The organism is Aeromonas sp. 61P (genome assembly GCF_051919545.1).
Lineage (GTDB): Bacteria > Pseudomonadota > Gammaproteobacteria > Enterobacterales > Aeromonadaceae > Aeromonas > Aeromonas veronii.
Genome location: NZ_JBQBEL010000001.1, coordinates 1,531,535 through 1,556,857 on the forward strand (window position 1 = coordinate 1,531,535; position 25,323 = coordinate 1,556,857).

A 25,323-nucleotide genomic window follows, 5' to 3' on the forward strand; every position below is an offset into this window, starting at 1 on the left:
AAATCGGGTGAAGCGCAAGTGGGCGAATATACTCAAGTAATTCGTTGTTATTCTGCCATAAGGAGTTGTCGCATGAAGCAACGTTCCCTCAAGTTCAAGTTGTTGTGCCTTACCATGGGGCTGTTTCTGCTGACCGGGCTGGCCATGACCCTGTTGCAATCGGCTTCTTTCAGCTCCCTTCGCAACATGGTGATGACCCAGACCAGCGATGCATTGGAAGAGGAGGTCTCCCGCAGCCTGCAGTATCAGGCAGAGCGTTATGCCATCCAGATTGCCTCGCTGATGCAGAACTCCTATCAGATCCCCCTGACCGTGACCGCCCAGATTGAAGCCGGGATGGCCAAACCGGAACTGCGCTTGTCGCGGCCCCAAGTTGAGTCTCTACTCGGCAGCAGCCTGCAGCAAGCGAGCGGGATCAGCTCCATTTATGCCCAGTTTGAACCGGATGGCTATGATGGCGAGGATGGCAACTGGCTGGGCGGGGCCAGCCACTCGGTGGCAGGCAAGGGGAGTCTGGAGGTCTATTTCACCAAGGATCAGGGAGGGGCCGTCGCTCAGCAAGCGGTGGACGCCGCCGCCAGCGAGGCCAAGTTTGATACCTCCCTCAACGAGTTCGGCATTCGCAACAGCGAGTGGTATCTCTGTGGTCGCGATACCCGCCAGCCCTGCCTGATGGAGCCCTACCTCTACGAAATCAGCCCGGGCAACAAGATGCTGATGACCAGTCTGACGGTGCCCGTGCTGCGTGACGGCAAGTTTGTCGGGCTGGCCGGGGTGGATATGAACCTGCCCATCTTCCAGCAACTGGCTGAAAACCTTGGCAAGAGCCTCTATGACAACAAGGCGGATGTGACCCTGGTCAGCAAGATGGGGCTGATTGTGGGCAGCAACCGCTATGCCGACAAGCTGGGCCGTCCACTCAAGGAGGTGGGCCTGACCCTGCCTGACGGTCAGCCGGTCAGCAGCGACAGTGACTTCATTCTTCATCAGCCCATCCGGGTTGAGGCAGCCAATACCCAGTGGTGGTTGATGATCAAGGTGCCCAAGGCGCTGGCCCTAAGCAAGGCGCACACCATCAGCAGCGAGCTCGGCGCCCTGCTGGTGGATGCCCAGCGGCAGCAGATCATCGCCATGGGCGGTATCACCCTGTTGGTGCTGGGCTTGCTGGTCTGGTTTATCCAGACCATCACAGCGCCACTTTCTCTTATCAGCCGTCATGTGGGCCATCTCTCCAGCAACGAGGGGGACCTGACCCAGCAGATGGAGATCGACACCCATCAGGAGCTGATCGATCTGGGGGCCCAGCTCAATGCCTTCCTCGGCAAGCTGCGGGGCATGGTGCAAATGAGCAAGGGGATCGGTCAGCAGGTCTACCAGCAGGCGCGGGAGATGAAACATACCGCCGACACCATGCGCAGTAGTCTGGACGAGCAGAATCTGGAGCTGGAGAGCGTGGTGAGCGCCATGCATCAGATGAGCACCACGGCAGTCAGCGTGGCGGGTTATGCCGAGCAGGCGGCGCAGGAGTCGGAAGCGGCGACCCACCACATCAATACCGCCCAGCAGACCCTCAGCAATGCCCGCAACGAGATCCATACTCTGGTCGGCGATATGCATGAGGCGGACAAGGCGGTGGCGCTGGTGGCCCAGCGCAGCACCAATATCAGCCGGATCCTCGATGTGATCCGCGCCATTGCCGAGCAGACCAATCTGCTGGCCCTCAACGCCGCCATCGAAGCGGCACGAGCGGGTGATATGGGCCGTGGCTTTGCGGTGGTGGCGGATGAGGTACGGGCGCTGGCTACCAAGACCCGTGAATCGACCGACGAGATCGGCCAGCTGATTGGTAGCCTGCAGACCGAGGTGAGCAGCAGTCAGCGTCTGATGAATACCGGCATCGAGCGCTCCACCACCACGGTGCAGGGCACCGAGCAGGCGTTCGAGGCACTCAATCGGGTGGTGGCCCAGATCCAGCAGATCCACGACCACATCAGTCAGGTGGCCACCGCCGCCGAGCAGCAGAGCGCCGTCAGTGACGATATCAACAAGAATTTGATGCGGATCGGCGATACCGCCAACGTGATCGGGCAGGAGGCCAGCTCCAGCCATCAGCTGAGCGAAGCGCTGGAGCAAGCGGCCACGGCGCTGGCCAGTCAGCTCGATCGGCTGCGTACCTGAGTGGCAACCAGAGAGACAAAAGCCCGCGAGCGATCGCGGGCTTTCTTATGACTCGATGGTAGAGTTGCGTCAGTTGCGGGGTTCAACCAGCAGGATGTGGGAGTCGGCCCCCACTACCCTGACCTTGCTGCCCGCAGGTAGCGACTCGTCGCAGCGCACCGTCCAGACCGTGTCGTCCAGATGCACCCGGCTGGTGCCCTGGGTGACATCATCCAGCAGGGTCAGCTCGCGGCCCATATAGCTCTGCATCCGCTCGTTGATGGTGCTGGCGGCATCCTGACCCGAGTTGTCGCGCTGGTGCTGCCAGCGCCACCAGGCCCAGGTGGTGAGCAGGGATTGCACCGCAAACAGCAGCAACTGCGCCTGCCAGCCAAAGGGCCAGATCAGCAGCAGCAGGCCCACTTCCAGCGCGGCGATGCCGGTCCAGAGCAAAAAGCCCACCGAGCCGAGCACCTCGATGGCCAGCAGAATGAAGCCGAGCCCCAGCCAGTGCCAGTGGGTCAGCCCCTCTAACAGGGCTGTCATGACTTGCTGCCCTTGCCATCTTTGTTGAACAGCTCGGCCATACCAGCCACCGAGCCAATCAGGCTGCCCGCTTCCAGCGGCATCATGATGATCTTGCTGTTGGGGCCTTCACCGATGCGGGCGAGTGCCTCGGTATATTTCTGAGCCACGAAGTAGTTGATGGCCTGCAGGTCTCCTTCCGCAATTGCCTGGGAGACCATATGAGTCGCCTTGGCTTCTGCCTCGGCAGCCCGCTCCCGCGCTTCGGCTGCGAGGAAGGCGGCCTGACGCTCACCTTCGGCTTTGAGGATCTGGGACTGCTTTTCGCCTTCCGCTTTCAGGATTTTGGACTGGCGCACCCCTTCGGCTTCCAGTACCTCGGCCCGTTTCTGGCGCTCGGCCTTCATCTGGGCGTTCATCGCTTCGACCAGCGCCAGCGGCGGGCGCACATCTTTAATCTCGATGCGGGTCACCTTGATGCCCCAGGGGGCTGTGGCGGCATCCATGGTGCGCAGCAGCTTCTCGTTGATGGTGTCGCGCTGGGAGAGCATCTCGTCCAGCTCCATGGCGCCGAGCACGGTGCGCATATTGGTCATGGTGAGGTTGCGGATGGCGCTGGTGAGATCGTTGACCTCATAACCCGCTTTGCGGGCATCCACCACCTGCACAAAGCTGATGGCGTCGATGGTGACGTTGGCGTTGTCGCGGGAGATCACCTCTTGTGCCGGGATGTCCAGCACCTGCTCCATCATGATGATCTTGTGGCCGACCCGATCCACGTAGGGGATCAACAGGTTAAGACCCGGGGTCAGGGTGCGGGTGTAGCGGCCGAAGCGCTCCACCGTCCAGTTGTAGCCTTGGGGCACGATCTTGATACCCGCGCTCAGAGTGGCGAGCACCAGGAACACAAAAATCCCTAGCACAATCAATGATTCATTCATCATTTAGCTCCTTATGAAACACAGTCCCTAGCCTATGGTCTGGCGTCAGGTACCACAAGTGACTTTGTACGCCTTTGTCATGAATCGGCTTTGCTAATTACCAAAACGCATTAAAAAGCATTTTTTATTATTTTGAGGGATAAGCTGCCCTGCCTATAGTCGCCCCATATTAGTCGTGTTCCGAGGGATGGGCCGAAATGGATTATTTACCTATGTTTGCCAAGTTGGAAGGCCGCCCGGTACTGCTGGTGGGCGGGGGCGAGGTTGCCCTGCGCAAGGCGCGCCTGCTGCTGGCGGCCGGTGCCCGGCTGACCCTGGTCTCCCCGAAGCTTGAACCGGAATTTGCGGAATTCACCGGGCGTTTCAGCCATCTTGCCGAGCGCTTCACTCCGGCCCATCTCGCAGGCCAGATTTTGGTGGTAGCGGCGACCGACAATCTCGAAGTCAACGCACTGGTTTATCAAAGTGCCAATCAGCTGGGTCTGTTCGTCAACGTGGTGGATGACCCCAAACGCTCCAGCTTTATCTTCCCCTCGATCATTGATCGCTCGCCGCTGATGGTGGCGGTCTCCAGCGGCGGCAAGGCGCCGGTGCTGGTGCGCCTGCTGCGCGAACGGCTGGAGAGCCTGCTGCCGCGCCATCTTGGCGGGCTTACCGAGCTCTCCGGCCGGGTCCGTGACAAGGCCAAGCGGGTGCTCTCTTCCATATCCGACCGTCGCCGCTTCTGGGAGCGCGCCTTTGCCTCCAACACCCTCGCCAGCCTGATTGAAAAAGAGGATTGGCAAGGTGCCGAGCAGTGGCTGAGTGATGGCCTCGATCAGGCGAAAAGCGAAGTGGGCGAGGTGGTCTTGGTCGGCGCGGGCCCTGGCGATCCGGGCCTCTTGACCCTCAAGGCGCTGCAACAGATTCAACAGGCCGAAGTGGTGCTCTACGACCAACTGGTCTCCGCCGAGATCCTCGATCTGGTGCGCCGCGATGCCACTCTGGTGTCGGTTGGCAAGAAGGCGGGCGCCCACAGCGTGCCGCAGGAGGAGACCAATCGCCTGCTGGTGGAGTACGCCAAGGCGGGCAACCGGGTGGTGCGGCTGAAAGGGGGCGATCCCTTTATGTTTGGCCGGGGTGGCGAGGAGCTGGAAGTGCTGGCCGACGAAGGCATCCCCTTCTCGGTAGTGCCCGGCATCACGGCTGCTGCCGGTGCCACCGCCTATGCCGGTATTCCGCTGACTCACCGTGATTACGCCCAGAGCGCCGTCTTTATTACCGGCCACTGCCAAAAAGAGGGCAAGGAGCCCGACTGGCAGCAGCTCGCCGCCACCAGTCAGACCCTGGTCATCTACATGGGGCTGATGCGCTCCGAGCATATCCAGCAGCAGCTGGTGGAACACGGCCGAAGCCAAGCCACCCCCATCGCCATCATCGAGCGCGGCACCACATCCCGTCAGCGGGTGCTGACCGGCACGCTGGCCGACTTGGCCGAGCTGGCCAAACAGGCGGTGAGCCCGTCGCTTATCGTCATCGGCGAAGTGGTTGCCCTGCGTGAGCGGCTCGCCTGGTTTGGAGAAAAGAGCGGAGAAAAAAGCGGCGAGCAGCAGCGCGCTAACCCGGATCTCGATGGCTGCGACCTTAAGCTGGTGCAGCTGGCCTGACCCGGAAAGAGATATTTGATGCGGCTGCTGGTGCGGCCGCGCACTGAACCACCCAGCGCCCCGAGCAGGCGCATAAGCAATGACCCGAGGACCAACATGGACCGTGAAAGATTGACACACTTGCAGCAGCTGGAAGCCGAGAGCATCCATATCATCCGCGAGGTGGCTGCCGAATTTGAAAACCCGGTGATGATGTACTCCATCGGCAAGGACTCCTCCGTCATGCTGCATCTGGCCCGCAAGGCCTTCTATCCGGGCAAGATCCCGTTCCCCTTGCTCCACGTCGACACCGACTGGAAGTTCAAGGAGATGATCAAGTTCCGCGACGAGACCGCCAAAAAGTACGGGTTGGATCTCATCGTCCACAAGAACCCGGATGGCCTCGCCATGGGCATCAACCCCTTTGTGCACGGCAGCGGCAAGCACACCGACATCATGAAGACCGAGGGGCTCAAGCAGGCGCTCAACAAATACGGCTTCGATGCTGCTTTCGGTGGCGCACGCCGCGACGAAGAGAAGTCCCGCGCCAAGGAGCGGGTCTACTCCTTCCGTGACAAGTCCCACCGCTGGGATCCGAAGAACCAGCGCCCGGAGCTGTGGCGGGTCTACAACAGCCAGGTCAACAAGGGGGAGAGCATCCGGGTGTTCCCGCTCTCCAACTGGACCGAGCTGGATATCTGGCAATACATCTATCTCGAGAACATCGACATAGTGCCGCTCTACTTCGCCGCTTACCGTCCGGTGGTGGAGCGCAACGGCATCAAGATCATGGTGGATGACGAGCGTATGCCGCTGACTGCCGAGGATGAGGTAAAGCAGGAGCTGGTGCGTTTCCGCACCCTCGGCTGCTACCCGCTGACCGGGGCCATCGAATCCGATGCCACCACCTTGCCGGAAATTATTGAAGAGATGCTGCTCACCACCTCGAGCGAGCGGCAAGGGCGGCTGATTGACCACGATCAGGCCGGCTCCATGGAGCAGAAGAAGCGTCAGGGATATTTCTAAGGAGTCGTCAGCATGAACAGCCATATTCAGACCGCCATCACCGAACAGGGCATCGAAGCCTATCTGCACGCCCAGCAGCACAAGAGTCTGCTGCGTTTTCTCACCTGCGGCAGCGTGGATGACGGCAAGAGCACCCTTATCGGTCGCCTGCTGCACGACTCCCAGCAGATTTATGAAGATCAGCTAAAAGCGCTGGAGTCCGACAGCCAGAAGCTCGGCACCACCGGCGAGAAGCTGGACCTGGCGCTGCTGGTGGATGGCCTGCAGGCGGAGCGCGAGCAGGGCATCACCATCGACGTGGCCTACCGCTATTTCTCCACCGCCAAGCGCAAATTTATCATTTCGGATACCCCGGGCCATGAGCAGTACACCCGCAACATGGCGACCGGTGCCTCCACCTGCGATCTGGCCATCATTCTGATCGACGCCCGCAAAGGGGTGCTGGATCAGACCCGCCGCCACAGCTTTATCGCGAGCCTGCTAGGCATCAAGCAGTTCGTGGTGGCGGTCAACAAGATGGATCTGGTGGAGTTCAGCCAGGAGGTGTTCGAGCGCATCAGTGTCGATTACCGCAAGTTCGCCAAGAAGCTCAGTGTCGACACCATCCATATCGTGCCGGTTTCGGCGCTTGACGGTGACAACGTGGTCAACCAGAGCGACAAGCTGGCTTGGTACGAAGGCGATACCCTGCTTGCTCTGCTGGAGTCTGCGGAAGTGGAGCGCGAGCTGGAGCGCCATCCGGTGCGCCTGCCGGTGCAGTATGTGAACCGCCCCAATCTCGATTTTCGCGGCTTCGCGGGAACGCTCGCCTCCGGCATCCTGCGGGTGGGCGACAGGCTTGCTGTACTGCCGTCGGGCAAGGAGAGCACGGTGACTCGCATCGTCACCTTCGACGGGGATCTGGAGTACGCCCTGCCGGGTCAGGCCATCACAGTCACCTTCGCCGACGAGATCGACATCAGCCGCGGCGACTTGCTGGTGGATGCCGCCAAGCAGCCGCAAGTGACCCAGAATGTGCTGGCCCATATCGTCTGGATGGGGGAGGAGTCCCTGCAACCGGGCCGGGTCTACGACGTCAAGCTGGCCACCAAGAAGAGTCGCGGTCAGGTGGAGGCCATCCGCCACCGCATCGAGATCAACAAGCTTGACGAGTTGCCCGCCTCCGAGCTCAAGCTCAACGAGATCGGCCTGTGCGAGCTGAGCCTCACCGACCCGGTGGCGTTCGACCCGTATCAGGAGATCCGTGATACCGGCAGCTTTATCCTGATCGACCGGCTGACCAACGTCACCGTCGGCGCCGGCATGATAGTGGAAGGCTTGGCCGCCAAAGCGGTAAAAGGGCACTACAGCGAGTTCGAAATCGAGCTCAACGCCCTGGTGCGCAAGCACTTCCCGCACTGGCAAGCCCTTGCCATCGGTAACGACACAAGCAAGGAGTAAGCCCATGACCTGGCAACAATTCCTGGTGCTGGGTCTGCTGGCTGCTCTCGTGGCCCTGCTGATCCAGGGCAAACTCCGCCCGGCGCTGCTCTTCTCGGGCGCCGTGCTCATCACCTACCTGAGCGGGCTGGCGGATATCAACGCCGTGGTGGCGGGCTACACCAACAGTGCCCTGCTGACGCTGGTGTTGTTGCTGCTGGTGTCGCTGGCGGTGGAGAAGACCCGCATCATGAGCTGGTTCGCCAATCTGGTGGGCACGGGTTCATTCAACAAGGTGCTGGTGAAGGTGTGGTTCTCCACCGCCTTCCTGTCAGCCTTCGTCAACAACACTGCCGTGGTGGCCTCCATGCTGGGAGCGGTCAAACGCAACCCCAACCATGCGCCATCGCGGCTGCTGCTGCCCATGTGCTTCGCGGCCACCTTTGGCGGGGTGCTGACTCTGATCGGCACCTCCACCAACCTTATCGTCAACAGCTTCCTCATCAAGATGGGGGCACCGCCGCTCGGCATGTTTGACTTCTTTATGGTGGGGGCGGGTACCCTGCTGACCGGTCTGGTGGCCGTGCTGCTGTTTGCCCGTCACCTGCCGGAGCAGGATACCGAGATGAGCCGCGAATCCGGCTACTTTCTCGAAGCCAAGGTGGGCGCCGGTTCGCCGCTGGCGGGGCGCAGCGTCAAGGAGAACGGCCTGCGCAGCCTGAAAAGCCTCTATCTGGCGGAGATCATTCGCGGCGATCAGGTGATCTGCCCGATGCAGCCGGAACACGAGCTGCACGAAGGGGACGTGCTGCTGTTTTGCGGCGATGTGGAGAGCGTCGGCGTGTTGCAGGAGATGAAAGGGCTGGATCTCTACGGCCAGCACCGCCTCAACGGCCAGCATCTGGTGGAGGTGATCGTCAGCCACAGCTCGCGGCTGGTGGGTCAGACCATCAAGGATGCAGAGTTTCGTACCCACTTCGATGCGGTGGTACTGGCGGTGCGCCGCGGCGAAACCCAGCTCACCGGTGGCCTCGGCCAGATTGAGCTGCACGCAGGGGACACTCTGCTACTGGCCCCCGGCCCCCAGTTTGCCCGCAACAAGTCGCTGGGGCGGGAGTTTGTGGTGGTGAGCGGGCTGGAAGCCTCCACCCGTCTCGATGGCAAGCGTAGCGCCGCCGTGGTGCTGGGTTTTCTCGGGGTGTTGGCGCTCTCGGTGTTTGATCTGGTGCCGCTGTTCAAGGGCTTGCTGCTGATGCTGGTGGCGTTGCTGCTCACCCGCATTCTGACCCTGGACGAGATCCGCCGCCGCTTCCCGCTGGATATCTGGCTGGTGGTGGGCGGGGCGCTCGCCATCGCCGATCAGCTCGAAAAGAGCGGGCTGGCCAAGCTTATCGCCGACTGGCTGATGGGGGAGTTCAACGGTGCCAGCCCCATCATCGCCTTTATCGGTATTTATGTGTTTACGCTGGTGCTAACCGAGCTGATGAGCAACAACGCGGCGGCCGCGCTGGCCTTCCCCATGGGTTACCAGCTGGCGCTCAGCATGGATGTCTCGACCATGCCGTTTATTCTGGCGGTGCTGTTTGGGGCGAGCTCCAGCTTTATCCTGCCCTACGGCTACCAGACCAACCTGATGGTCTATGCCGCGGGCAACTACAAGATGCCGGACTACCTCAAGCTGGCCCTGCCGGTCTCGCTGGCCTATAGCCTCGGGGTGATTGTGATGGTGCCCCTGCTGTTTCCGTTTTAAGGCATAAGTGCCAATCAAGGAGTGTTGGATGAGCAATATCGTGTGGCACAAGCATGCCGTCGACAAACAGAGCCGGGCCAAATTGAAAGGACAAAAGCCGCTGGTGATCTGGTTTACCGGACTCTCCGGGGCGGGCAAATCGACCCTGGCGGGGGCGCTGGAACAGGCGCTGGCGGCACAAGGCAAGCACACCTATCTGCTGGATGGCGACAATGTGCGCCACGGCCTCTGCAGCGATCTCGGTTTCGATGATGCCGCGCGGCAGGAGAATATCCGCCGGGTTGGCGAGGTGGCAAAACTGATGGTGGATGCGGGCCTTATCGTGCTTACCGCCTTTATCTCGCCATTCCGTGCCGAGCGGGAACTGGTGCGCAATCTCTTGGGCGAAGGTGAGTTTATCGAAGTGTTTGTGGATGCGCCGCTCGCCATCTGTGAAGAGCGCGACCCCAAGGGGCTCTATAAAAAGGCTCGGGCAGGGGAAATCCGCAACTTTACCGGTATCGACTCCGCCTATGAGGCACCGGAGCAGCCGGAGATCCATCTGCTTAATGCTGGTAAACCGGTGGAAGTGTTGGTGGAGGAGTTGCTGACTGCGTTAAGGCTGCGGGGGGGGATCGATTAAGGCGTATTGTCTGGGCTGAAGATAGATAAACAAGGGGAAATCTTCCCCCTTGTTGTTTGCCAATTATTCACCTGAAAGTCTTGTGACAACATTATTCATTGTGTAATGAACAAATTGCTTACCAAGCTCTGTCAAAACATAGGGTTTTGTTTGTTCAAATGCAGTTTCGAGAGTTTTGGTTGATGAGTTAGTTCGTGGAGCAGGACGGCGAGCTTTCAGAAATTGACCATCTTCGTTAGTATCTCTTGCTTGCCTAATAACACCGCCAGTACTTAAGTCTCTAATTAATAACTTATATAAGTCTGCCTCAGCGGAGTCTTCGCGTGGTGTTTCTCCGTATAAATTGCTCCAAATTTCATAACGAGAAATGCCAGGTAGGGAATATATTTGTTTTATAACTGCGAAGTGAGCTTCGTGGTATAAATTCAACCAGTCAATAAATAATCGGACAACATCATCTGAGCAAATTCTAGTTCCAGCAGCATTAGTGATAAGATTGCAGATGTACATTCGTTTTTCATCTGTGTCAGCTGTATCCCAAGCGCGGAATGATTTCCGTACTAAATCTAAATAGCTTTCATCTTGAATCCTATCATCAATTGCATCATTTAGCTGCTCGAATCGTTGACTAATTTCTAATAAAGCAGAATATAACTTATCGATCTTATTCTCGTGCTCTTCTAACCAACGTGTTTGCAATGCATCTGTTTTAAGTGTACCTTCTTCGGTTTTGATATTTGCAGCTGCACTGATGAATCCTCCGATCCATGGAATGCTACCTAGCGCGGCTAAACCAAATTTTTCTAACGCTCTCTTTTTCAATGTTGGAGATAGTTGGTTCAATTCATCTCTGATTTTTTCAATATCAGAGTTACCGAATGATATTGGGTTATTGTCTTCCATAATATCTCCTGGTTACTTAATGCCGTGTTAAGGTGCTGCGGATAGCGGTCGCACTGAACGATTTGTTAGTGTGCTCTAATTAGAAAATATACGGGCTTGTATTGACTGCCATACATTCTATAAGGTTGAGTTTTTTTGCATCTCGGAATAGCTTCTCAAAAGACTCTAAATTAAACACTGCGCTATTTCTTACTAGTGTTAAAATGTCCGATTTTTCAAGCAAAAAACCATGCTCTTTCAGCTCGCTTATTGTGTTTAAATATTTATAAGGGGTGTTTTTTGTAAGATCTAACCATGCGTAATTCTGACAATTAGATAATTCCCATATATCTAATGCTAGAGGGCAGCCAGCTATCACTGGAACGCTGCTATTTTTCCAGACCTCATTATAGGCTTCTAACTCCAAATTAATGGTGACATATATTTCACTACTTTTGGATCGTGAAGCTTTGGCCTGCGAGGAAACATAACAAGCACATGAAACTGATCATCTTTATGGAGAAGCCTTGAGAGTTTACTAAGCTCTCGAGATATCCACGGAAACAATGGAGCAACATGACTATATTGTTCCTGTAATATTTCCTTTAGTGTAGGGACTAAATAATACTCAGCGCTGTGTTCACTAATGTAACTAGTTGCCATATATCTCCTTGTACACTAACGCATGCTAAAACGGTGAGCATTACGGCCACATCTTTTGTGGCCGTAACTAATTTTATCTCGTATGTTGGGCTAAAAATCGTAGGTTGATACTGAACGAACTAAAGCCCAACGTTTACCGCGAAACGTATCTGCACATTTGTTTTACCGTTTGGGCCAATACATGTTTATCCCGCTCTGGTTGACGCGATAATGCTTGTCTGTTGGGCTCCGCGCTGCGCCAACCAGCAAAAACCACGCTACCGCCCCTGAATTTCAGCTTCCAGTCTGCTGCTTCTTATCTGCGATATGGTGCTGGTCTGGCTCATGGCTGACTCCGACAAGAGGGTTGCCAAGCGGATATGCTACCGAACGGGACTGGGGTGGAAAGTGGAAGTGGGTGGTTTTCTGAGCAAGATCAATAAATTAATAAATAACGGACGGTGATATAACCGTTCCACCGTAGCTGCCTATCAGCGCTGGGGGAAATCGGAAGGGGAAAGCGGGAGTATCGCCAGCTTGTCGGCAGACATTAAAAAACCACATGGGCCCAAGGGCCCATGTGGTTTTTCTGCTGTGATTGCTTGTCTTTATCTGGCTTGGCGTACCGGCACGGCGCGGGTGGTGGCCACTTCGTAGCGGCTCTGGGTTGCCGGAGCCCCTTTCTGGAACTGGCGTACCAGCCGGTCGAGATCGCTCAACTGGTTGACCAGCTGGGTGATGCCGTGCACGGCGTGCTGGCTGCCGACGCTGGAGTCATCGGCCAGGGTCTTGATGCTGAGTACGTTGCGGTTGATCTCGGCGGTGACGTGGAACTGCTCCTGTACCGCCTGGGCAATCTGGCCGCTGCCAGAGGCCACCTGCTGCAGCATATCGTTGATCTGCTGGAGTATGGTGCCGGTCGCCGAGGCTTTTTGCTGGCAGCTTTCGGAGAGTTGGCAGCCCTTCTCCATCGCCTGTTCTGCATCCCCGGCGCTGGTTTGCAGCTCGGTGATCATCTTCTGGATTTCGCTGGTCGAGGATTGGGTCTTGATGGCGAGGGTGCGGATCTCGTCGGCCACCACCGAGAAGCCGCGACCCGCTTCGCCAGCACGGGCCGCTTCGATGGCGGCATTGAGGGCCAGCAGGTTGGTCTGGTTGGCGATGTTGTTGATCACATCAAGGATGCCATCGATATCGCGGCAGTGGCCGACCAGCGCACTGATCACGCTCTTGGAGGTGGTCAGCTCGCTGTTCATACCCGCCACGGCAGCCACGGTTTCGGCCACGCTGTGGTTGCCGCTCTTGAACAGGTCGGCGGTCTCGTCCAGCAGGCTGGAGGATTCGCTGGAGCTCTGTGAAACCTCGCGAATGGATTCCGACATCTCGGTCACGGCGGTCGCTACCTGATTGGTTTCGGCCTGCTGCTGTTGCAGGTTGTCGGTGATGGATTCGGCGTTGCGCAGATCCCCCTCGGCGGCCTGCAGGATCTTGCTGCAGGTCTGCTGGGTGCGGGCCAGCACGGCGTTGAACTCGGCCTGATTCATCAGCATCGAGAGTTCGATGGCGGCGATGTTGTCCACCTTGTTGGTGTAGAGCAGCTGCATCAGCGGGTTGTCAAAGCGGCTGCGGGCCATCTTGTTGAGCTTGCCGAGGCGGCGGGAGAGGGCATTCAAGGTGATGGCCGCTATCGCCAGCGGCAGGGCGACCAGCGCCAGTTGCCAGTTCATATCGTGGCTGTAACCCAGCGCAAACATGGCAAACAGGCTCAGCAGCAGGCAGAGGTTGATGGTCAGAGTATGGGAGAAGGTGGGCAACTTGAGCGCCAGCGGCAGCTTGTTGTTGCGAAGGTCGGCATAGACCTTCTCGGCCCGCTGTTTGATCTCCTCGCTCGGGGCGGTGCGCACCGACTGATACTCCACCACCCGGCCGCTGGCATCCTTGATGGGGGTGACAAAGGCGCTGACCCAGTAGTGATCGCCACTCTTGCTGCGATTTTTCACCGGCCCCATCCAGCTCTTGCCTTCGCGGATATGGTTCCACAGATCGGCAAAGGCCTGTTTCGGCATGTCAGGATGACGCACCAGATTGTGGTGTTCCCCCACCAGCTCGTCGAGCTGGAAGCCTGCAATCTCGCAGAACTCCTCGTTGGCGTAGGTGATGCGGCTCTCCAGATCCGTGGTGGAGATCAGGCTCTGGTGGTCTGGATAGAGACGTTCTCTTTGGGTAACCGGTTGATTGATTCTCATGGCCTTGCTCCCGAGCTGCGATGGTTAAATTTTGATCTACATCAAGACATGTGCAAGGGGTGGGCCAGTTGGCAAAAGCTAATGATTGATATGTTATTAGTGCTGTTTTGGCAGGAAAAGAACGTTGCTGTTTGCAATATGCAACGGAGCAGACGGGTGTGCCTCTGCGGCATCTGCAATTTGCAACCTATTCTGGTCAAGCCCATAAGCTTGGAGCCAGCAGCTGGATGCGAAGGAACCACGAACCGACGGGGCATCCGCTGCCCCGCCAGAGATCAGGGGAGAGGGTCGGGAGCGGGTGAGGAGGGGGCGCTGACGAGCTGTATCACTTCAATCTGGATCCCCTGCACCAGCACGGTTTTCAGATCCTGCAGGTACTCCTCCAGCGGCGATTCTTGCAGCAGCTGGGCGAGCTCGTTGCCCACCGGGGTGAGGCGGTAGTAGAGCAGGGTGACGTTGTTCTGCTTGCACTGCAGCCGCCAGCGCTGGTTGCCGAACTCCAGCTCGACCCCATCGGCGGGCAGCGGGCCGGACTCCAGCTCGGCGCGATGCAGCAGCCCCAGCTCGAACAGTTGCAGCAGGGCGTTGTAGGGCAGTCGGTATTTGCCAAGGCCAAGGCGGGTTGCTTTGGCGCGACTCAGCAGGGTGGCCCCCTTGTGCAGCCCCAGCAGCAGTCGCTGTTCGTCGCTGCCGGTGTAGTGGCAGGTCAGTGAACAGATGCGCTGAAACAGCTGGGCTTCGCGTTGGGTCATCTCTTTGAGGGTGGCGAGCGCCCGGATGGAGAAGCGGCCCGGCGTGGCGATTTCCAGCGCGAAGATCCGCCCCCACAGCTGCTGCATCGGCACCATGCTGATATCTTCCGCCAGTTGCAGGAAGCGGGTCAGCCAGTCGCTGTCCATCTCGCCACCGGCCGCGGTCTCTTCGCAGTGGCGGGAGGCCATCACCATGATGGCTTCCAGATTGCGCTGACGGGCGGCCTGATCCGCCAGATGGCGAAAGGTGGCGCGCTGTTCGAAGGTGCTGTCGGTATTGCGGGTGAGCATGCCGTCGATGCCGCGACTGCGGGCCAGACGCAGTGTCTGCTCCTGGCTGCTCAGGATCGAACTCTCTTTTTTCGGGGGGGGGAGGTCTGCCATGCTGACTCCATTCGCACAGGTTCTGGAGCTGAATGTTACTCCAACCGGGATGCCAAGATAACAAAGCGGCCTCTGTGGAGGCCGCTTTTTTTGCAACGGGAGGATTACTCCTCGTAGACACTCACCTCGACCGCTTCCATCGAATAGGAGGCGGTGGCCATCTCGTGGCTGGAGCTGACCGTGCGCATCTTGCCCTTCACCCAGATGGCATCCCACAGATCATCCACCGGCGCACCCTTGGGGTAGCTCACATAGATCACCTGATTGGTGGGGGGCGGAGGCACATGGATGCAGGCGCCGAAGTAGGGCACCAGCAGGAAGGCGGTGATCTTCTTGGCATCCCCTTCCAGCGGCACTACGAAGCCCGGAATGCGCACATCCTGGTTGTCCAGCTTCTTGTTTACCCCGCCCACCGGTTGCGGTACCGACATGGGATCTTCGTGATTGACCTGGGGCGGTGGCAGCAGTTTCTCCCCTTCCGGGATGAGCACATCCCAGTCGATGGTCTTGTAATCGGCGGCCAGGGCGGGCAGCACCAGCAGGCTGGCGAGCAGCGCCACAATTTTCCACTTCATCATCTGTCCTTCTGTTTCTATTTTTGGGCGTCTCGCTAGACGCGAATGCTCATGCCATCGCTCAGGCTGTAGCGGTAAGCGCGGGCAGCAGGGAGCAGGCCGATCATCATGCCTGCCAGCCACACCACCCCCAGCAACTGCCACTCGTAGGTGCTCGGCAGCCCCAAACTCAGTTGCAGGCCATAGTGGCTGAGCAGCCAGGGCGAGGCAAGCCCCTGCCCCAGATAGAGTACGGCGACCCCGAGAGCGATGCCGACCGTGGTCAGCGCCATGGCCTCCAGCGCCAGCAGCAGGAACAGATGGGCAGGGCCCGCACCGAGGGATCTCAAAATGGCGAGCTCCCGGCGTCGCTCGTTAAGCCCTGCCAGCAGGGTAGTCAGCATGCCGATCAGGCCCGCCACCACCACGAAACCGGCGATCACCGACAGGGCCGTTTCCGCCACGCTCATCAGGCTCCACAGCTCCTGCAGGGCGGCCCCCGGCAGGATCGCCATCAGCGGCTCTTTGGGATAGGTGTTGACGCTGCGTTGCAGCTGGAACGCCAGGATCCGGTTGCTCAGCCCCACCATAAAGGCGGTGATGGTTTTCGGGGTGAGATCCTGCGCCAGTGCCTGCTCTGGCGTCACGTTTTTGCTGTGACGGCCGGTATCCCAGCCCAGATGGATCGCCTCTATCCCCGCCAGCGGCACATGGATGGTGCGATCGATGGGCGTGCCGGTCGGCGCCAGAATGCCCACCACCTTGAACGGCAGGTTGTCGTGCTGGCTGAACGAGGTGTTGCCAGCACCGTGGGCGATGACGATGGATTGGTCGAGGTGATAGCCGAGCTTCTCGGCCACCTGAGCGCCGAGTACAGCTTCAAACGGCGTCTCGAACGGCCGCCCTTCCTGCAGTTGCAGCGACTGCTGCTGACCGTACTTCAGGTGGGTGAAGTAGTCGCCATTGGTGCCGAGCACCCTAAATCCCTTGTGGGAGTCACCAAGCGAAAGCGGGATGGTCCAGGCGACGCCCGGTTTCTGTTTGATGGCCTGATAGGAGTCCCACCCCACGTTGTTGGTGGGGTTGCCGATGCGAAACACCGAGTAGAGCAGCAGGTTCACCTGACCGGAGCGGGCGCCGACGATGAGATCGGTACCCGAGACGGTGTTGGAGAAGCTTTCACGGGCCTGGGTGCGCACCCGTTCCACCCCGAGCAACAGGGTGACGCTGATGGCAACGGCCAGCAGGGTGAGCCCGGCGGTGAGGCGACGGGCCCAGAGACTTTGCAGGGCGAGCTTTAGCACGTAGCCCTCCGGTTAAGTTGTTGCAGGTTTTCCACCCGTGGGAACAGGGGTTCGAGGTAAGGATCGTGACTGACGAAGATCAGGGTCGAGCCCTGCTTGTCGCACTCCTCGAACAACAGCTTGATAAAGGCCGCCCGGTTGTCGGTGTCGAGTGCCGAGGTGGGCTCGTCGGCGATCACCAGTGGCGGCGAGCCGATCAGCGCCCGTGCGGCGGCAACCCGCTGCTGCTGGCCAATGCTGAGGGCGTGGACGGGGCGATGCAGCGCCTCGTCCGGCAGTTGCAGCTCCGCCAGCAGACGGTGCGCCTCCTGCTCCGGACTCCCTTGCAGGCGGGCCCGTTTGGCGGGCGAAAAGGTGAGGGCTGCGGTCACGTTGTCCTGCACCGAGAGAAAGGGCAGCAGATTGAACTGCTGGAAGATATAACCCAGATTGGCCGCCCGGAAGTGGTCACGGGCACGGCCAGAGAGCCGGGCCAATGGTTGGCCCAGCACCTCCAGGGTGCCGTGGTTGGCGGTCTGGATCCCGGCCAGCAACCCGAGCAGGGTCGACTTGCCGGAGCCCGACGGGCCCTTGATAAAGACCCGCTCACCCTCGCGGATGGTGAGGGCGGGCAGATCGAGTACAGCGTCGCCACCTGGCCAGGCAAAGGCCAGATCGCGGATCTCAACCACGGCTTTTTTCATGGCGTTACCAGCTCAGCTTGTTGGCGGACGGGGTCAGCTCGCCAGCGGTCTGGCCGGTAGGCAGAATGCCCTGCACGCTCAGCTTCTCAAGGCTCGGATAGACGCTGAACAGGGTCGCCTCAAGGCCGGTCAGTTTGGCCGGCGTGGCGCAGGTGTAGGTGTACATGGCGCCCATATCGGCGTGACCCGCTTCGTCATGATCATGGTGGTCTTCATGTTTTTCGCTGGCAGCCTTGTCATGGTCATGGTCGTGGTCGTGATCATGCTCTTCTTTGGCGGCCTGCAGCTCCTGCTGGGTCAGTTTGCAGCCAGCGGCCGGGTCGAAGCGGAACAGGGCGTCAGGCTGCTGGAGGCGGGCGACCGCCTTGGCATACTGCGCCTTCTCTTCATCGCTCTTGGCGGCGTGCTCGAAGCCCACCAGATCGGCTGCGGGTGCCTGCAGCTCGATCATCAATTGGTCGCCATCGACCACCAGATTGAGGTGGCCGTGGCCATGCTCGTGGGCGCCGTGGCTGTGGCTCTCGTGTTCGTCGTGATTTGCGTGTGCGCCAAAGGCCGCTGCGGCCAGCAACAGAGTAACTGCTTTCATCTTTAATCCTTTTTCAAAACAAATAGCGAAATTAAGCAAAGGGATAGAGAAAAGCAGAGGCTGGCGGCGCACGGATGGCATAGCTGTGAAGCGTGGCGGTATCCGCCGAGCGCTGCATGGTTGCAACGACGGGCAGAACAGAGGTCGAACCGGGGAAACAATAGGGGGTAGCGGTGATGACCTGTTTGCCATCCAGATGGAGGGCGCAAACCAGGCAGTGATGGTCGTCGTGGCCGGGCAGGGCAGATTCAAACTGGTGCCGGGCAAGGGCAGGCTGCAGCCATAACCAGCCCAGCAGCAAGATCCAGATTTTCAGCTTGATACGACCCATAGACCCTTATGGAAAGGGCGCCATCAGCGCCCTTTCTCTCTGACTTAGAGATGGGACTTGATGAGCCCCATCACGGTAGCAATGTTGTTGGCATCGAGCTGGCCATCTTTGGCAAACAGCACCTTGCCCTCTTTATCCAGCAGGATGATCGCCGAGCTTTCCGGCGTCAGATCCCAGGCGTTGCGCGCCATGCCCTTGGCATCCAGCACCATGGCGGACCAGGGGAACTCTTTCTTGCTGTCCTCGGCACTGCTCTTCACGAAGCCGGAGGTGCCCCAGATGGCGTCATTGCTGTTGATGACGGTAACGGTCTGGTACTTGTCTTGCGGCAGCTTGGCGGCCTTGATCGCCTCGATCATCGGGGCGTTCAGCTCCTTGGCACTGGAGCGACCGGCAATATGCTGGATCAGGAACACCTTGCCGGTGAGCGAGGTGCTCTGCCACGGCTGGTAACCGATATCCTTGCCGTTCAGTACCAGCTCACCCTTGTCGCTGACATTGACCAGCGGCACCGGGTTGCCATCCTTGAAGTTGTGAGCAAAGACCAGAGATGGCAGCAGCGCCAAAGTAAGTACGAGATGTTTCATCCTGATGACACTCCATTTGTTATGTTATAACGAGTTTCGGATTGAGGGAATGGGCGAGCTTCATCCTAAACTGATCGGATCTGTTTAAAAAGTGTTAAATAAGATCGCAATTCAGAAGCGTCGGCGCCCCGCCAGTCAGGTGGTTGGCTGGCAAGGGCGGCTAGGATGGCATGACATCGATAAAAATCAATGAATTGGCTGCTGGTCTGAGCTGTCTGCGTCAGTAGAGCGATTCGCTGATGAGGGGGATCTTGGCCATGGTCATCTGCTGGGCCAGCAGGGACGAGCCGGTCAGCAGCACATGGCGCTGATTGTTGATCACCACCACATCTCCGGGTACGCCACTGTCTGCCGTAATGGCCAACCAGGCTGGGGAGACGCTGCCGATGCTGATATCCGGATAGATGATGCTGAGCACATATTGCGGCGCCAGCTCCGCCAGCAGGCTGGCCATCAAGAGCGCCTTCTCGTCGCTGTCGGCCTTGTTATCTTGCAACGCTTGCAGCGGCGGCGCGAAGTGATCCAGCTGCTCCGGTTGGGTGGGGATGGCGTTCAGCCACTCCTGCAGCAGGCTGACGCTGGTGGCGAGATCCTTGGCCGCAAACTGCTGCGCCAGTGGCTTGAGGTGCCCTTTGAAGTGGTAGAAGAGCTGGGAGTAATCGGGTCGCACGCAAGGCAGTTTGCGATTGGCCGGATGGACGCAGGGGATCACCCTCATCTGGTAGAAGGCATCCTCCTGATACTGCTGGTAGGCTTGCCAGAACAGCAGCGACTCCATGCTGTCGTCCCGCAGGGTGAAGGCCTGCTCCAGATTGCGAAACTTGGTTGCTGTCTCCGGGCTGCTCTGGTTGATCAGGTTGATGCTGTTGTAGAGCCGCGGGCTGATGTAGGCGTAAAGGGTCTCCAGCGGATTGGTGAGGGAAGCCTTCAGCAGGCTCATCTCGTGGCGACTGGCGGCCATCACCTGATCGTCGGTGGTCAGCTGGAAGTGCTTGCGCTGGCCATCGGTGGATTGCCACTGCCAGCTCATGTTGATTTCGCTGGCGTTGCTTGTAGCACCAAGAGTGGTGCAGAGAGTGAGGCTGAGCAACAGCGCGGGGGTCAGCTTCATGGTGGTGCTTCCTGCCGTGGACGATAATTAACAACTAGGTGAGCCGGCACCACTTTGGTGATGTTTCGTTTTGTGATCTGGATAACAGATTGATGTGACTTTTAATTTAATTGTGAAATTAAGTCACTCTGGAGGGGTTATGAAGCCTTGGATCATAGTGCTGTTTGGGCTGCTCAGCCTGCCAGCCATGGCGGGTCAGGTGATCGTCAACAAGGGGATGTCCATTGCGGATACCTTTGCCCTGCGCGATCAGCTGGCACGCGAGCACGAATGGCAGGAGTGGCTGCGCTACCAGCAGGCCATCAAGTGGCTGGAGGTGTTGCCGGTCAACTGCGAGCTGATGAGCCAGCCGGGCGGCGGCTATCGCTGTGGCGGTGATTACTATCGGCCTTACCAGAAAGATGGCCGTGAAATATACATTCAGGGCAATCCTGCCGAAGATGCGGCCGGTCAGCTGCCGCAAACACCGACAAAAAAGGCGCCATAAGGCGCCTTTTTTACAAGCGAAGTGACGCTTACTTGGCAGCGTAACGCTCGGCAGAGGTTTTGATCTCGGCTTCGGCAGCAGCCTTGTCGCCCCAGCCTTCCACCTTGACCCATTTGCCCGCTTCCAGCTCTTTGTAGCGCTCGAAGAAGTGTTGGATCTGGGCTTTCAGCAGTTCCGGCAGATCGTTCACATCCTGGATGTGGTCGTACTGTTTGGTCAGCTTGGAGTGCGGTACAGCAACGATCTTGGCATCTTCGCCAGATTCGTCGGTCATCTTCAGCACGCCAACCGGACGGCAGCGAATGACGGAACCGGCCAGCAGCGGGTAGGGGGTCGGAACCAGTACGTCGACGGGGTCACCATCCAGAGAGAGAGTCGCGTTCACGTAGCCGTAGTTGCACGGATAGAACATCGGGGTAGACATGAAGCGATCGACGAAAATAGCACCGCTGTCCTTGTCGACTTCGTATTTGATCGGGTCGGCATTCTGCGGGATTTCGATGATGACATAGATATCGTCGGGCAGGCTCTTGCCAGCCGGTACCAGGTTCAGGCTCATGATAATTCCTTCGTTGTTAGTATCAGGTTTGCAGGCCGATATTATAGCGATGTGATGTTAAATGACCATATTTCAGCGGATATCGCTAACAAAGAAGGGGGATGTTTCCGGTTTGCGGCGCTTTGATGTGTACGGGATGCAACAAAATGGCTGTTTTGATGCCCTGCCGCTGACCTTGGTCACCGGCAGGGCATGTGGAGTTGCGAGTAAAGAGGGTCAGAGCGAGTAGGGGAGTCTCGACTCGTTGACCAGTCGCGACAGGGCTGTTACGACATGAGGGTCAAACTGGGTACCGGAGCGGGACTGGATATACTCCATGGTCTGCGCCAGCGTCCAGGGCTCCTTGTAGGGGCGCTTGCTGAGCAGGGCATCGAATACATCGACCACCGCCACAATCCTCGCCGACAGCGGGATCTGCTGACCAGCCAGCTGCTGCGGATAGCCCTTGCCATCGAAGTGCTCGTGGTGGCCCCGGGCGATTTCGGCGCCGAGAGAGAGGTAGCTGGTTCCCTCCACCATTTCGCCCGCCTTGTGCAGGATATTGGCGCCGATGCCGGCATGCTGCTCCATGATGGCCCGCTCTTCCGGGTCGAAACGGCCGGGCTTGTGCAGGATATGATCCGGGGTGCCCACCTTGCCCACATCGTGCAGGATGGAGGCCATGCCGATCATCTCGACAAACTCCGGGGTCAGCTGCTCGGGATAGGCTGTCATCTGCTTCAATTCGGCCACGATGGCATCCGAGAGTTTCTGCACCCGCAAGACATGCTCGCCGGTGTCGGAGTCGCGAAACTCCGCCAGCGCCGCCAACGCCACCACGGTGGCCTCCTGGGCGCGCAGCAACTGGTTGTAGAGATAGAGATTGTCATAGGCCGCCGAGATGCGCTGACAGAAGACATCCAGCAGATCGCATTCGAGGGGATCGAGGGGCTGGGTCGGGGTAAAACTCAGCACGAACTCGCGACCATTCTGGGCGGCGATATAGAGGGAGTCCTGTGGGTGTTCAAAGCGGTTGCAGCGCGCTGCCAGTGCCTTCATGACCGAGTCATTGAGGGGGGGAAGTCGGTGATCTTGCCATCATCCAGCAGAGTCTCGTAGTCGCCGGTGGCGGCGAGGATCTCCAGCCCCTGTTCGCCGGGACGGCGCTCGGCGCAGATAGCCCCTTCGGTGCCCACATCGAGAATGGCGCTGATCTGTTTCAGCACGCCGGAGGCAAACTCCTTGAGTGAATGAAGATGGTAGAGATCGCCCGCCCCTTCCAGAATTTTGCCGAGCCCCTGCCGGCTCTTGTCGATGGCACTGAGGGTTTCGTATGAACGCAGGGATGCGATGACGGTGGTGTAGAGCTTTTGTACCGTAAGTTCGGTCTTGGTCTTGTAGTCATTGATGTCGTAATCGAGGATCACCCGCTGCTCGGGGGCTTGGCCGGGTTGGCCGGTACGCAGCACGATCCGCACCAGCGAGTTGTGCATTTCGTTGCGGATCTGGTGCACCAGCCGCAGACCTGCATCTTCGGTCTCCATCACCACATCGAGCAGGATCAGCGCAATCCTGGGATTGGCCTCCAGCATGCGGCCAGCTTCGGCGCCGCTGTAGGCATTGAGCAGTTCCAGCGGACGGGATTTGTAGTGAATATTGGAGAGGGCCAGGCGGGTGGCATGATGGATATCCGGCTCATCATCCACGATCAGCACTTGCCATGGGTTGAGTGCCTTGGGGACCACGACCTCCTCATCATCGAGTTCGATGATGTCGTCGTCCAGCAAGATATCGTCCTTGTCTTGGGCACTGCTCATATCGGTTACGCCTCCGGCGCTCAATGAGTATGTGAACAGTATGCACGATCACATCCGCTCGGATCATCAGGATAAGTAGATATCGTGAGCTGGCTCCGCCTCTTTATCGCTACTCGAAAGGTTCCAGATACCCCTGGATCGACTTCTTCAACCAGGCCAACACCTTGCCGTGATAGGCGTTTTCCGCCAGATAGACCCCGTAATCCCGCCACTGCAGGCTGAACTTGTGTTTCAGGGTCAGCAGGGAGCCTTGTCGCAGCTGACTCTGGATCAGCGGCGAGGGGAGCACCGCCCAGCCCAATCCGTCCAGCACCGCATTGCGCATCAACTCGAAGCTGGAGAGACCGATATGCTGGCCTCCCACAGGTAGCAGGCTTTTTACTGAAAATTCATCTACATACGAGAGGGTAACCTGGGTGTGATCGGTCAGATCCTGCTGTTTGACCCGCTTCAGTCCGGCCAGCGGATGGCTGGGTGCCACCACCATCAGGGTGCGGATCGGGTTGAGCACGTCGATATTGAGGCCGCTGCGCTCCTGATCTTCGGTAATAAGGCCAAAAGCGGCATCGACGAATCCCTCTTCCACCAGCGCCGGCAGTTCGGGTGGGGAGGCGAGCACCAGCGAGATACTGGTGCCGGGAAACTGGTTGTGCAGGCTGGCCAGCATCTCGCGCCACACCGGTTCGGGAATGGCGTCATCGCGGGCAACCCGCAGCGCCACTTCGGCCCCCGAGGCGTAATGTTTGCACTTCTGCTGCAGGCTATTGGCTGCCTGCAGCAGGCGAGTGCAATCATCCAGCACCAGCTCGCCGATCTCGGTCAGACGACTCTGATTGGCACCTCGTTCAAAAAGTTCGACGCCAAGCTCAACTTCCAGCGCCGCGATGGAGGTGCTGACGGCGCTGCGGCTTTTGCCGAGACGACGGGCAGTGTTGGCAATAGAGCCACTATTGGCGGACTCTACAAAGAGTTCTATCTGATATAGCTTCATCTTTTACAGGCCATGACGGATTTTTTCACCATCACCTTAGCGTGCCGAACCAAGGCAAGGCAAACCTGTGGCGTCGGAATAATCGACGCTGAGCGATTGTTGCGAGTTGCTGCTCCCCGTTTACCATCTCTCCCGTCGAAGCAACAAAGGCATCTTATATGTTATTAAGTCGTATGTTTCTGGCCCGGCTGTTTTTGACCGGCGCCATCGTGACCGAGGTCGCCGGTACCTCCAGCATGGCCATGATCCCCGAGCAGGGGGCTGGCTGGATGAATTACATCCCGATGTGGCTGTTGATCGGTTTCTCGTACTGGTTGCTGGCGAAAGCCGCCAAAACAATCTCCATTGGTATTGCGTTTGCGCTCTGGGAGGGGCTCGGGATCACCCTGATCACCATAGTGTCGGTCATGTTCCTTGGTTACGATGTGACCGTTCAGGAGCTGATTGGCCTGGCTCTCGCGATAGTGGGGATTGTTATGGTGACCATGGGGGAGACCCATGATGAGCCTGCAGACAAGTCAGTAGACGCGGAGGCCACAGCATGAGTCCGTTTGTGATTGTATTGGGTGCCGCACTGATCGATATCGGCGCCAACATGGCCATCAACCGCTCCAAGGGTTTTCGTTACAAGGGGTGGGGATTCCTGGGGATCATGCTGGTACTCGGCGCCTTTACCCTGCTCTCGGAAGCGGTAAGTGGCGGCCAGATTGACCTGGCTGTTGCCTACGCCACCTGGGGGGCTATCGGCATCGTCGGCACGGCGCTGGGCGGTTTGCTCTTCTTCGGTGAGCGGCTCAAGCCCATCGGCTGGGCTGGCATGATGGTGATGGCGCAGGCTGTCGTTATGCTGACTACCGCCTGATAACCTGAAGCAATAACAAAAGCCGCTCGGTAGCAACCGGGCGGCTTTTGTTTGGCTGATTGCTTGGTCGATGCAGGCTCAGCGCGGCGCTTCGTAGAGCTCCAGCGGCAGGCCGTCGGGGTCGGCGAAGAAGGTAAAGCGCTTGCCGGTCAGCTCGTCCACCCGCACCGGCTCTACCTCGACCCGATGGGCCAGCAGGTGGGCGATGACCCGGTCAAGATCGCTGACCCGAAAGGCGAGATGGCGCAGGCCGCACGCCTCGGGGCGGGAGGGGCGCTCGGGAGGCGAGGGGAAGCTGAACAGCTCCAGCTGGCTGCCGTCCGGCAGGGCCAGATCCAGTTTCCACGACTGGCGCGCCTCGCGCAGGGTCTCGGCGATAATGGGTAGCCCCAGCACCTCGTGGTAGAAGTGGCGCGAGCGTGGGTAATCGCTGGCGATGATGGCCACATGGTGGATGGAGTCAAACAGCGGAAAGGTCATGGTGTTTCCTTGTCAGCA

At 58.7% G+C, this 25,323-nt stretch carries 24 protein-coding genes and 1 pseudogene; 9 read left to right on the forward strand and 16 right to left on the reverse strand.

All coding sequences use genetic code 11. The features are described 5' to 3' along the window. Positions 1-72: 72 nt before the first annotated feature. On the forward strand, positions 73-2,178 hold the full coding sequence (locus ACTG2O_RS07505; protein WP_439975542.1) for a methyl-accepting chemotaxis protein: 2,106 nt from the start codon (positions 73-75) through the stop codon (positions 2,176-2,178). A gap of 69 nt (positions 2,179-2,247) precedes the next feature. Here the strand turns inward: ACTG2O_RS07505 and ACTG2O_RS07510 are convergent, their stop codons facing one another. Both ACTG2O_RS07510 and ACTG2O_RS07515 read right to left on the reverse strand, forming a co-directional pair. Then, positions 2,248-2,703 carry an NfeD family protein gene (locus tag ACTG2O_RS07510; RefSeq protein ID WP_005335704.1) on the reverse strand — a complete coding sequence of 152 codons (456 nt, stop codon included), beginning with the start codon at positions 2,701-2,703 and terminating at the stop codon, positions 2,248-2,250. Beyond that, the gene (locus ACTG2O_RS07515) at positions 2,700-3,623 is read right to left on the reverse strand and encodes an SPFH domain-containing protein (RefSeq protein WP_005335703.1); all 924 of its coding nucleotides are present in this window, start codon (positions 3,621-3,623) and stop codon (positions 2,700-2,702) included. The genes ACTG2O_RS07510 and ACTG2O_RS07515 overlap by 4 nt, the downstream gene beginning before the upstream one ends. Before the next feature lie 197 nt (positions 3,624-3,820). On the opposite strand from ACTG2O_RS07515, the gene cysG reads away from it, so the two are divergent. The 5 genes from cysG to cysC all read left to right on the forward strand — a co-directional run bounded on the left by cysG (position 3,821) and on the right by cysC (position 10,065). Then, positions 3,821-5,269 carry a siroheme synthase CysG gene (gene cysG, locus ACTG2O_RS07520; protein ID WP_439975543.1) on the forward strand — a complete coding sequence of 483 codons (1,449 nt, stop codon included), beginning with the start codon at positions 3,821-3,823 and terminating at the stop codon, positions 5,267-5,269. Positions 5,270-5,341: 72 nt separating this feature from the next. Then, entirely contained in the window at positions 5,342-6,274 is a 933-nt protein-coding gene (cysD, locus tag ACTG2O_RS07525; protein ID WP_332306478.1) for a sulfate adenylyltransferase subunit CysD, read from the forward strand. A 12-nt stretch (positions 6,275-6,286) separates the two neighbouring features. Then, complete coding sequence (gene cysN, locus ACTG2O_RS07530) at positions 6,287-7,714, forward strand: sulfate adenylyltransferase subunit CysN (protein ID WP_439975544.1); 1,428 nt, start codon at positions 6,287-6,289, stop codon at positions 7,712-7,714. Positions 7,715-7,718: 4 nt separating this feature from the next. Then, positions 7,719-9,443, forward strand: coding sequence for an SLC13 family permease (locus ACTG2O_RS07535; RefSeq protein WP_439975545.1), 1,725 nt, complete (start codon positions 7,719-7,721; stop codon positions 9,441-9,443). Between the two features lie 28 nt (positions 9,444-9,471). Beyond that, complete coding sequence (gene cysC / locus ACTG2O_RS07540) at positions 9,472-10,065, forward strand: adenylyl-sulfate kinase (RefSeq protein WP_439975546.1); 594 nt, start codon at positions 9,472-9,474, stop codon at positions 10,063-10,065. A gap of 63 nt (positions 10,066-10,128) precedes the next feature. Here cysC and ACTG2O_RS07545 read toward each other — a convergent pair whose 3' ends face one another. The 10 genes from ACTG2O_RS07545 to ACTG2O_RS07590 form a co-directional block, all read right to left on the reverse strand. Then, complete coding sequence (locus ACTG2O_RS07545; protein WP_421313119.1) at positions 10,129-10,968, reverse strand: hypothetical protein; 840 nt, start codon at positions 10,966-10,968, stop codon at positions 10,129-10,131. 1,229 nt (positions 10,969-12,197) lie between these two features. Continuing rightward, complete coding sequence (locus tag ACTG2O_RS07550; protein WP_227274305.1) at positions 12,198-13,835, reverse strand: methyl-accepting chemotaxis protein; 1,638 nt, start codon at positions 13,833-13,835, stop codon at positions 12,198-12,200. Positions 13,836-14,110: 275 nt separating this feature from the next. After that, on the reverse strand, positions 14,111-14,971 hold the full coding sequence (locus tag ACTG2O_RS07555; protein WP_439975547.1) for a TIGR03899 family protein: 861 nt from the start codon (positions 14,969-14,971) through the stop codon (positions 14,111-14,113). Positions 14,972-15,075: 104 nt separating this feature from the next. Continuing rightward, entirely contained in the window at positions 15,076-15,549 is a 474-nt protein-coding gene (locus ACTG2O_RS07560; protein WP_026034852.1) for a DUF3299 domain-containing protein, read from the reverse strand. A gap of 32 nt (positions 15,550-15,581) precedes the next feature. After that, positions 15,582-16,829 (reverse strand): ABC transporter permease, encoded by a 1,248-nt coding sequence (locus ACTG2O_RS07565; protein ID WP_236317165.1) that lies wholly within the window; start codon positions 16,827-16,829, stop codon positions 15,582-15,584. Then, the gene (locus tag ACTG2O_RS07570; RefSeq protein ID WP_439975548.1) at positions 16,823-17,512 is read right to left on the reverse strand and encodes an ABC transporter ATP-binding protein; all 690 of its coding nucleotides are present in this window, start codon (positions 17,510-17,512) and stop codon (positions 16,823-16,825) included. Before ACTG2O_RS07570 ends, ACTG2O_RS07565 begins: the two co-directional genes overlap by 7 nt. Before the next feature lie 4 nt (positions 17,513-17,516). Next, on the reverse strand, positions 17,517-18,101 hold the full coding sequence (locus tag ACTG2O_RS07575; protein WP_439975549.1) for a DUF2796 domain-containing protein: 585 nt from the start codon (positions 18,099-18,101) through the stop codon (positions 17,517-17,519). Positions 18,102-18,132: 31 nt separating this feature from the next. Continuing rightward, positions 18,133-18,432, reverse strand: coding sequence for a DUF2607 family protein (locus tag ACTG2O_RS07580; RefSeq protein WP_111900195.1), 300 nt, complete (start codon positions 18,430-18,432; stop codon positions 18,133-18,135). A gap of 44 nt (positions 18,433-18,476) precedes the next feature. Beyond that, positions 18,477-19,019, reverse strand: a complete 543-nt coding sequence (locus tag ACTG2O_RS07585) for a YtfJ family protein (protein WP_005343253.1) — start codon at positions 19,017-19,019, stop codon at positions 18,477-18,479. A gap of 220 nt (positions 19,020-19,239) precedes the next feature. Further along, entirely contained in the window at positions 19,240-20,130 is an 891-nt protein-coding gene (locus ACTG2O_RS07590; protein ID WP_005335678.1) for a hypothetical protein, read from the reverse strand. A 139-nt stretch (positions 20,131-20,269) separates the two neighbouring features. Between ACTG2O_RS07590 and ACTG2O_RS07595 the strand changes: the two genes are divergently transcribed. After that, positions 20,270-20,617 carry a hypothetical protein gene (locus ACTG2O_RS07595; RefSeq protein WP_005335669.1) on the forward strand — a complete coding sequence of 116 codons (348 nt, stop codon included), beginning with the start codon at positions 20,270-20,272 and terminating at the stop codon, positions 20,615-20,617. A gap of 28 nt (positions 20,618-20,645) precedes the next feature. Here ACTG2O_RS07595 and ppa read toward each other — a convergent pair whose 3' ends face one another. The 3 genes and pseudogenes from ppa to ACTG2O_RS07610 all read right to left on the reverse strand — a co-directional run bounded on the left by ppa (position 20,646) and on the right by ACTG2O_RS07610 (position 23,963). Then, positions 20,646-21,176: an inorganic diphosphatase gene (gene ppa, locus ACTG2O_RS07600; protein WP_005335667.1), complete on the reverse strand. Its 531-nt coding sequence runs from the start codon at positions 21,174-21,176 to the stop codon at positions 20,646-20,648. Between the two features lie 216 nt (positions 21,177-21,392). Then, positions 21,393-22,972 (reverse strand): annotated as a pseudogene (locus ACTG2O_RS07605) (DUF3369 domain-containing protein). 109 nt (positions 22,973-23,081) lie between these two features. Beyond that, positions 23,082-23,963, reverse strand: a complete 882-nt coding sequence (locus ACTG2O_RS07610) for a LysR family transcriptional regulator (protein WP_021229560.1) — start codon at positions 23,961-23,963, stop codon at positions 23,082-23,084. Between the two features lie 158 nt (positions 23,964-24,121). On the opposite strand from ACTG2O_RS07610, the gene ACTG2O_RS07615 reads away from it, so the two are divergent. Then, positions 24,122-24,508 carry a DMT family transporter gene (locus ACTG2O_RS07615; RefSeq protein WP_021229559.1) on the forward strand — a complete coding sequence of 129 codons (387 nt, stop codon included), beginning with the start codon at positions 24,122-24,124 and terminating at the stop codon, positions 24,506-24,508. After that, entirely contained in the window at positions 24,505-24,825 is a 321-nt protein-coding gene (locus ACTG2O_RS07620) for an SMR family transporter (protein ID WP_110303533.1), read from the forward strand. The genes ACTG2O_RS07615 and ACTG2O_RS07620 overlap by 4 nt, the downstream gene beginning before the upstream one ends. 78 nt (positions 24,826-24,903) lie before the next feature. Here ACTG2O_RS07620 and gloA2 read toward each other — a convergent pair whose 3' ends face one another. Beyond that, entirely contained in the window at positions 24,904-25,305 is a 402-nt protein-coding gene (gloA2, locus tag ACTG2O_RS07625) for an SMU1112c/YaeR family gloxylase I-like metalloprotein (RefSeq protein WP_005335657.1), read from the reverse strand. Positions 25,306-25,323 lie beyond the last annotated feature (18 nt).

Coding starts and splice junctions, on each gene's coding strand:
- ACTG2O_RS07535 (WP_439975545.1), top strand. CDS start 7,719: ATGACCTGGCAACAATTCCTGGTGCTGGGTCTGCTGGCTGCTCTCGTG.
- cysC (WP_439975546.1), top strand. CDS start 9,472: ATGAGCAATATCGTGTGGCACAAGCATGCCGTCGACAAACAGAGCCGG.
- cysG (WP_439975543.1), top strand. CDS start 3,821: ATGGATTATTTACCTATGTTTGCCAAGTTGGAAGGCCGCCCGGTACTG.
- ppa (WP_005335667.1), bottom strand. CDS start 21,176: ATGAGCCTGAACCTGGTACCGGCTGGCAAGAGCCTGCCCGACGATATC.
- ACTG2O_RS07515 (WP_005335703.1), bottom strand. CDS start 3,623: ATGAATGAATCATTGATTGTGCTAGGGATTTTTGTGTTCCTGGTGCTC.
- ACTG2O_RS07555 (WP_439975547.1), bottom strand. CDS start 14,971: ATGGCAGACCTCCCCCCCCCGAAAAAAGAGAGTTCGATCCTGAGCAGC.
- gloA2 (WP_005335657.1), bottom strand. CDS start 25,305: ATGACCTTTCCGCTGTTTGACTCCATCCACCATGTGGCCATCATCGCC.
- ACTG2O_RS07560 (WP_026034852.1), bottom strand. CDS start 15,549: ATGATGAAGTGGAAAATTGTGGCGCTGCTCGCCAGCCTGCTGGTGCTG.
- cysN (WP_439975544.1), top strand. CDS start 6,287: ATGAACAGCCATATTCAGACCGCCATCACCGAACAGGGCATCGAAGCC.
- ACTG2O_RS07575 (WP_439975549.1), bottom strand. CDS start 18,101: ATGAAAGCAGTTACTCTGTTGCTGGCCGCAGCGGCCTTTGGCGCACAC.
- ACTG2O_RS07550 (WP_227274305.1), bottom strand. CDS start 13,835: ATGAGAATCAATCAACCGGTTACCCAAAGAGAACGTCTCTATCCAGAC.
- ACTG2O_RS07510 (WP_005335704.1), bottom strand. CDS start 2,703: ATGACAGCCCTGTTAGAGGGGCTGACCCACTGGCACTGGCTGGGGCTC.
- ACTG2O_RS07585 (WP_005343253.1), bottom strand. CDS start 19,019: ATGAAACATCTCGTACTTACTTTGGCGCTGCTGCCATCTCTGGTCTTT.
- ACTG2O_RS07590 (WP_005335678.1), bottom strand. CDS start 20,130: ATGAAGCTGACCCCCGCGCTGTTGCTCAGCCTCACTCTCTGCACCACT.
- ACTG2O_RS07595 (WP_005335669.1), top strand. CDS start 20,270: ATGAAGCCTTGGATCATAGTGCTGTTTGGGCTGCTCAGCCTGCCAGCC.
- ACTG2O_RS07505 (WP_439975542.1), top strand. CDS start 73: ATGAAGCAACGTTCCCTCAAGTTCAAGTTGTTGTGCCTTACCATGGGG.
- ACTG2O_RS07615 (WP_021229559.1), top strand. CDS start 24,122: ATGTTATTAAGTCGTATGTTTCTGGCCCGGCTGTTTTTGACCGGCGCC.
- ACTG2O_RS07570 (WP_439975548.1), bottom strand. CDS start 17,512: ATGAAAAAAGCCGTGGTTGAGATCCGCGATCTGGCCTTTGCCTGGCCA.
- ACTG2O_RS07580 (WP_111900195.1), bottom strand. CDS start 18,432: ATGGGTCGTATCAAGCTGAAAATCTGGATCTTGCTGCTGGGCTGGTTA.
- ACTG2O_RS07620 (WP_110303533.1), top strand. CDS start 24,505: ATGAGTCCGTTTGTGATTGTATTGGGTGCCGCACTGATCGATATCGGC.
- ACTG2O_RS07545 (WP_421313119.1), bottom strand. CDS start 10,968: ATGGAAGACAATAACCCAATATCATTCGGTAACTCTGATATTGAAAAA.
- ACTG2O_RS07610 (WP_021229560.1), bottom strand. CDS start 23,963: ATGAAGCTATATCAGATAGAACTCTTTGTAGAGTCCGCCAATAGTGGC.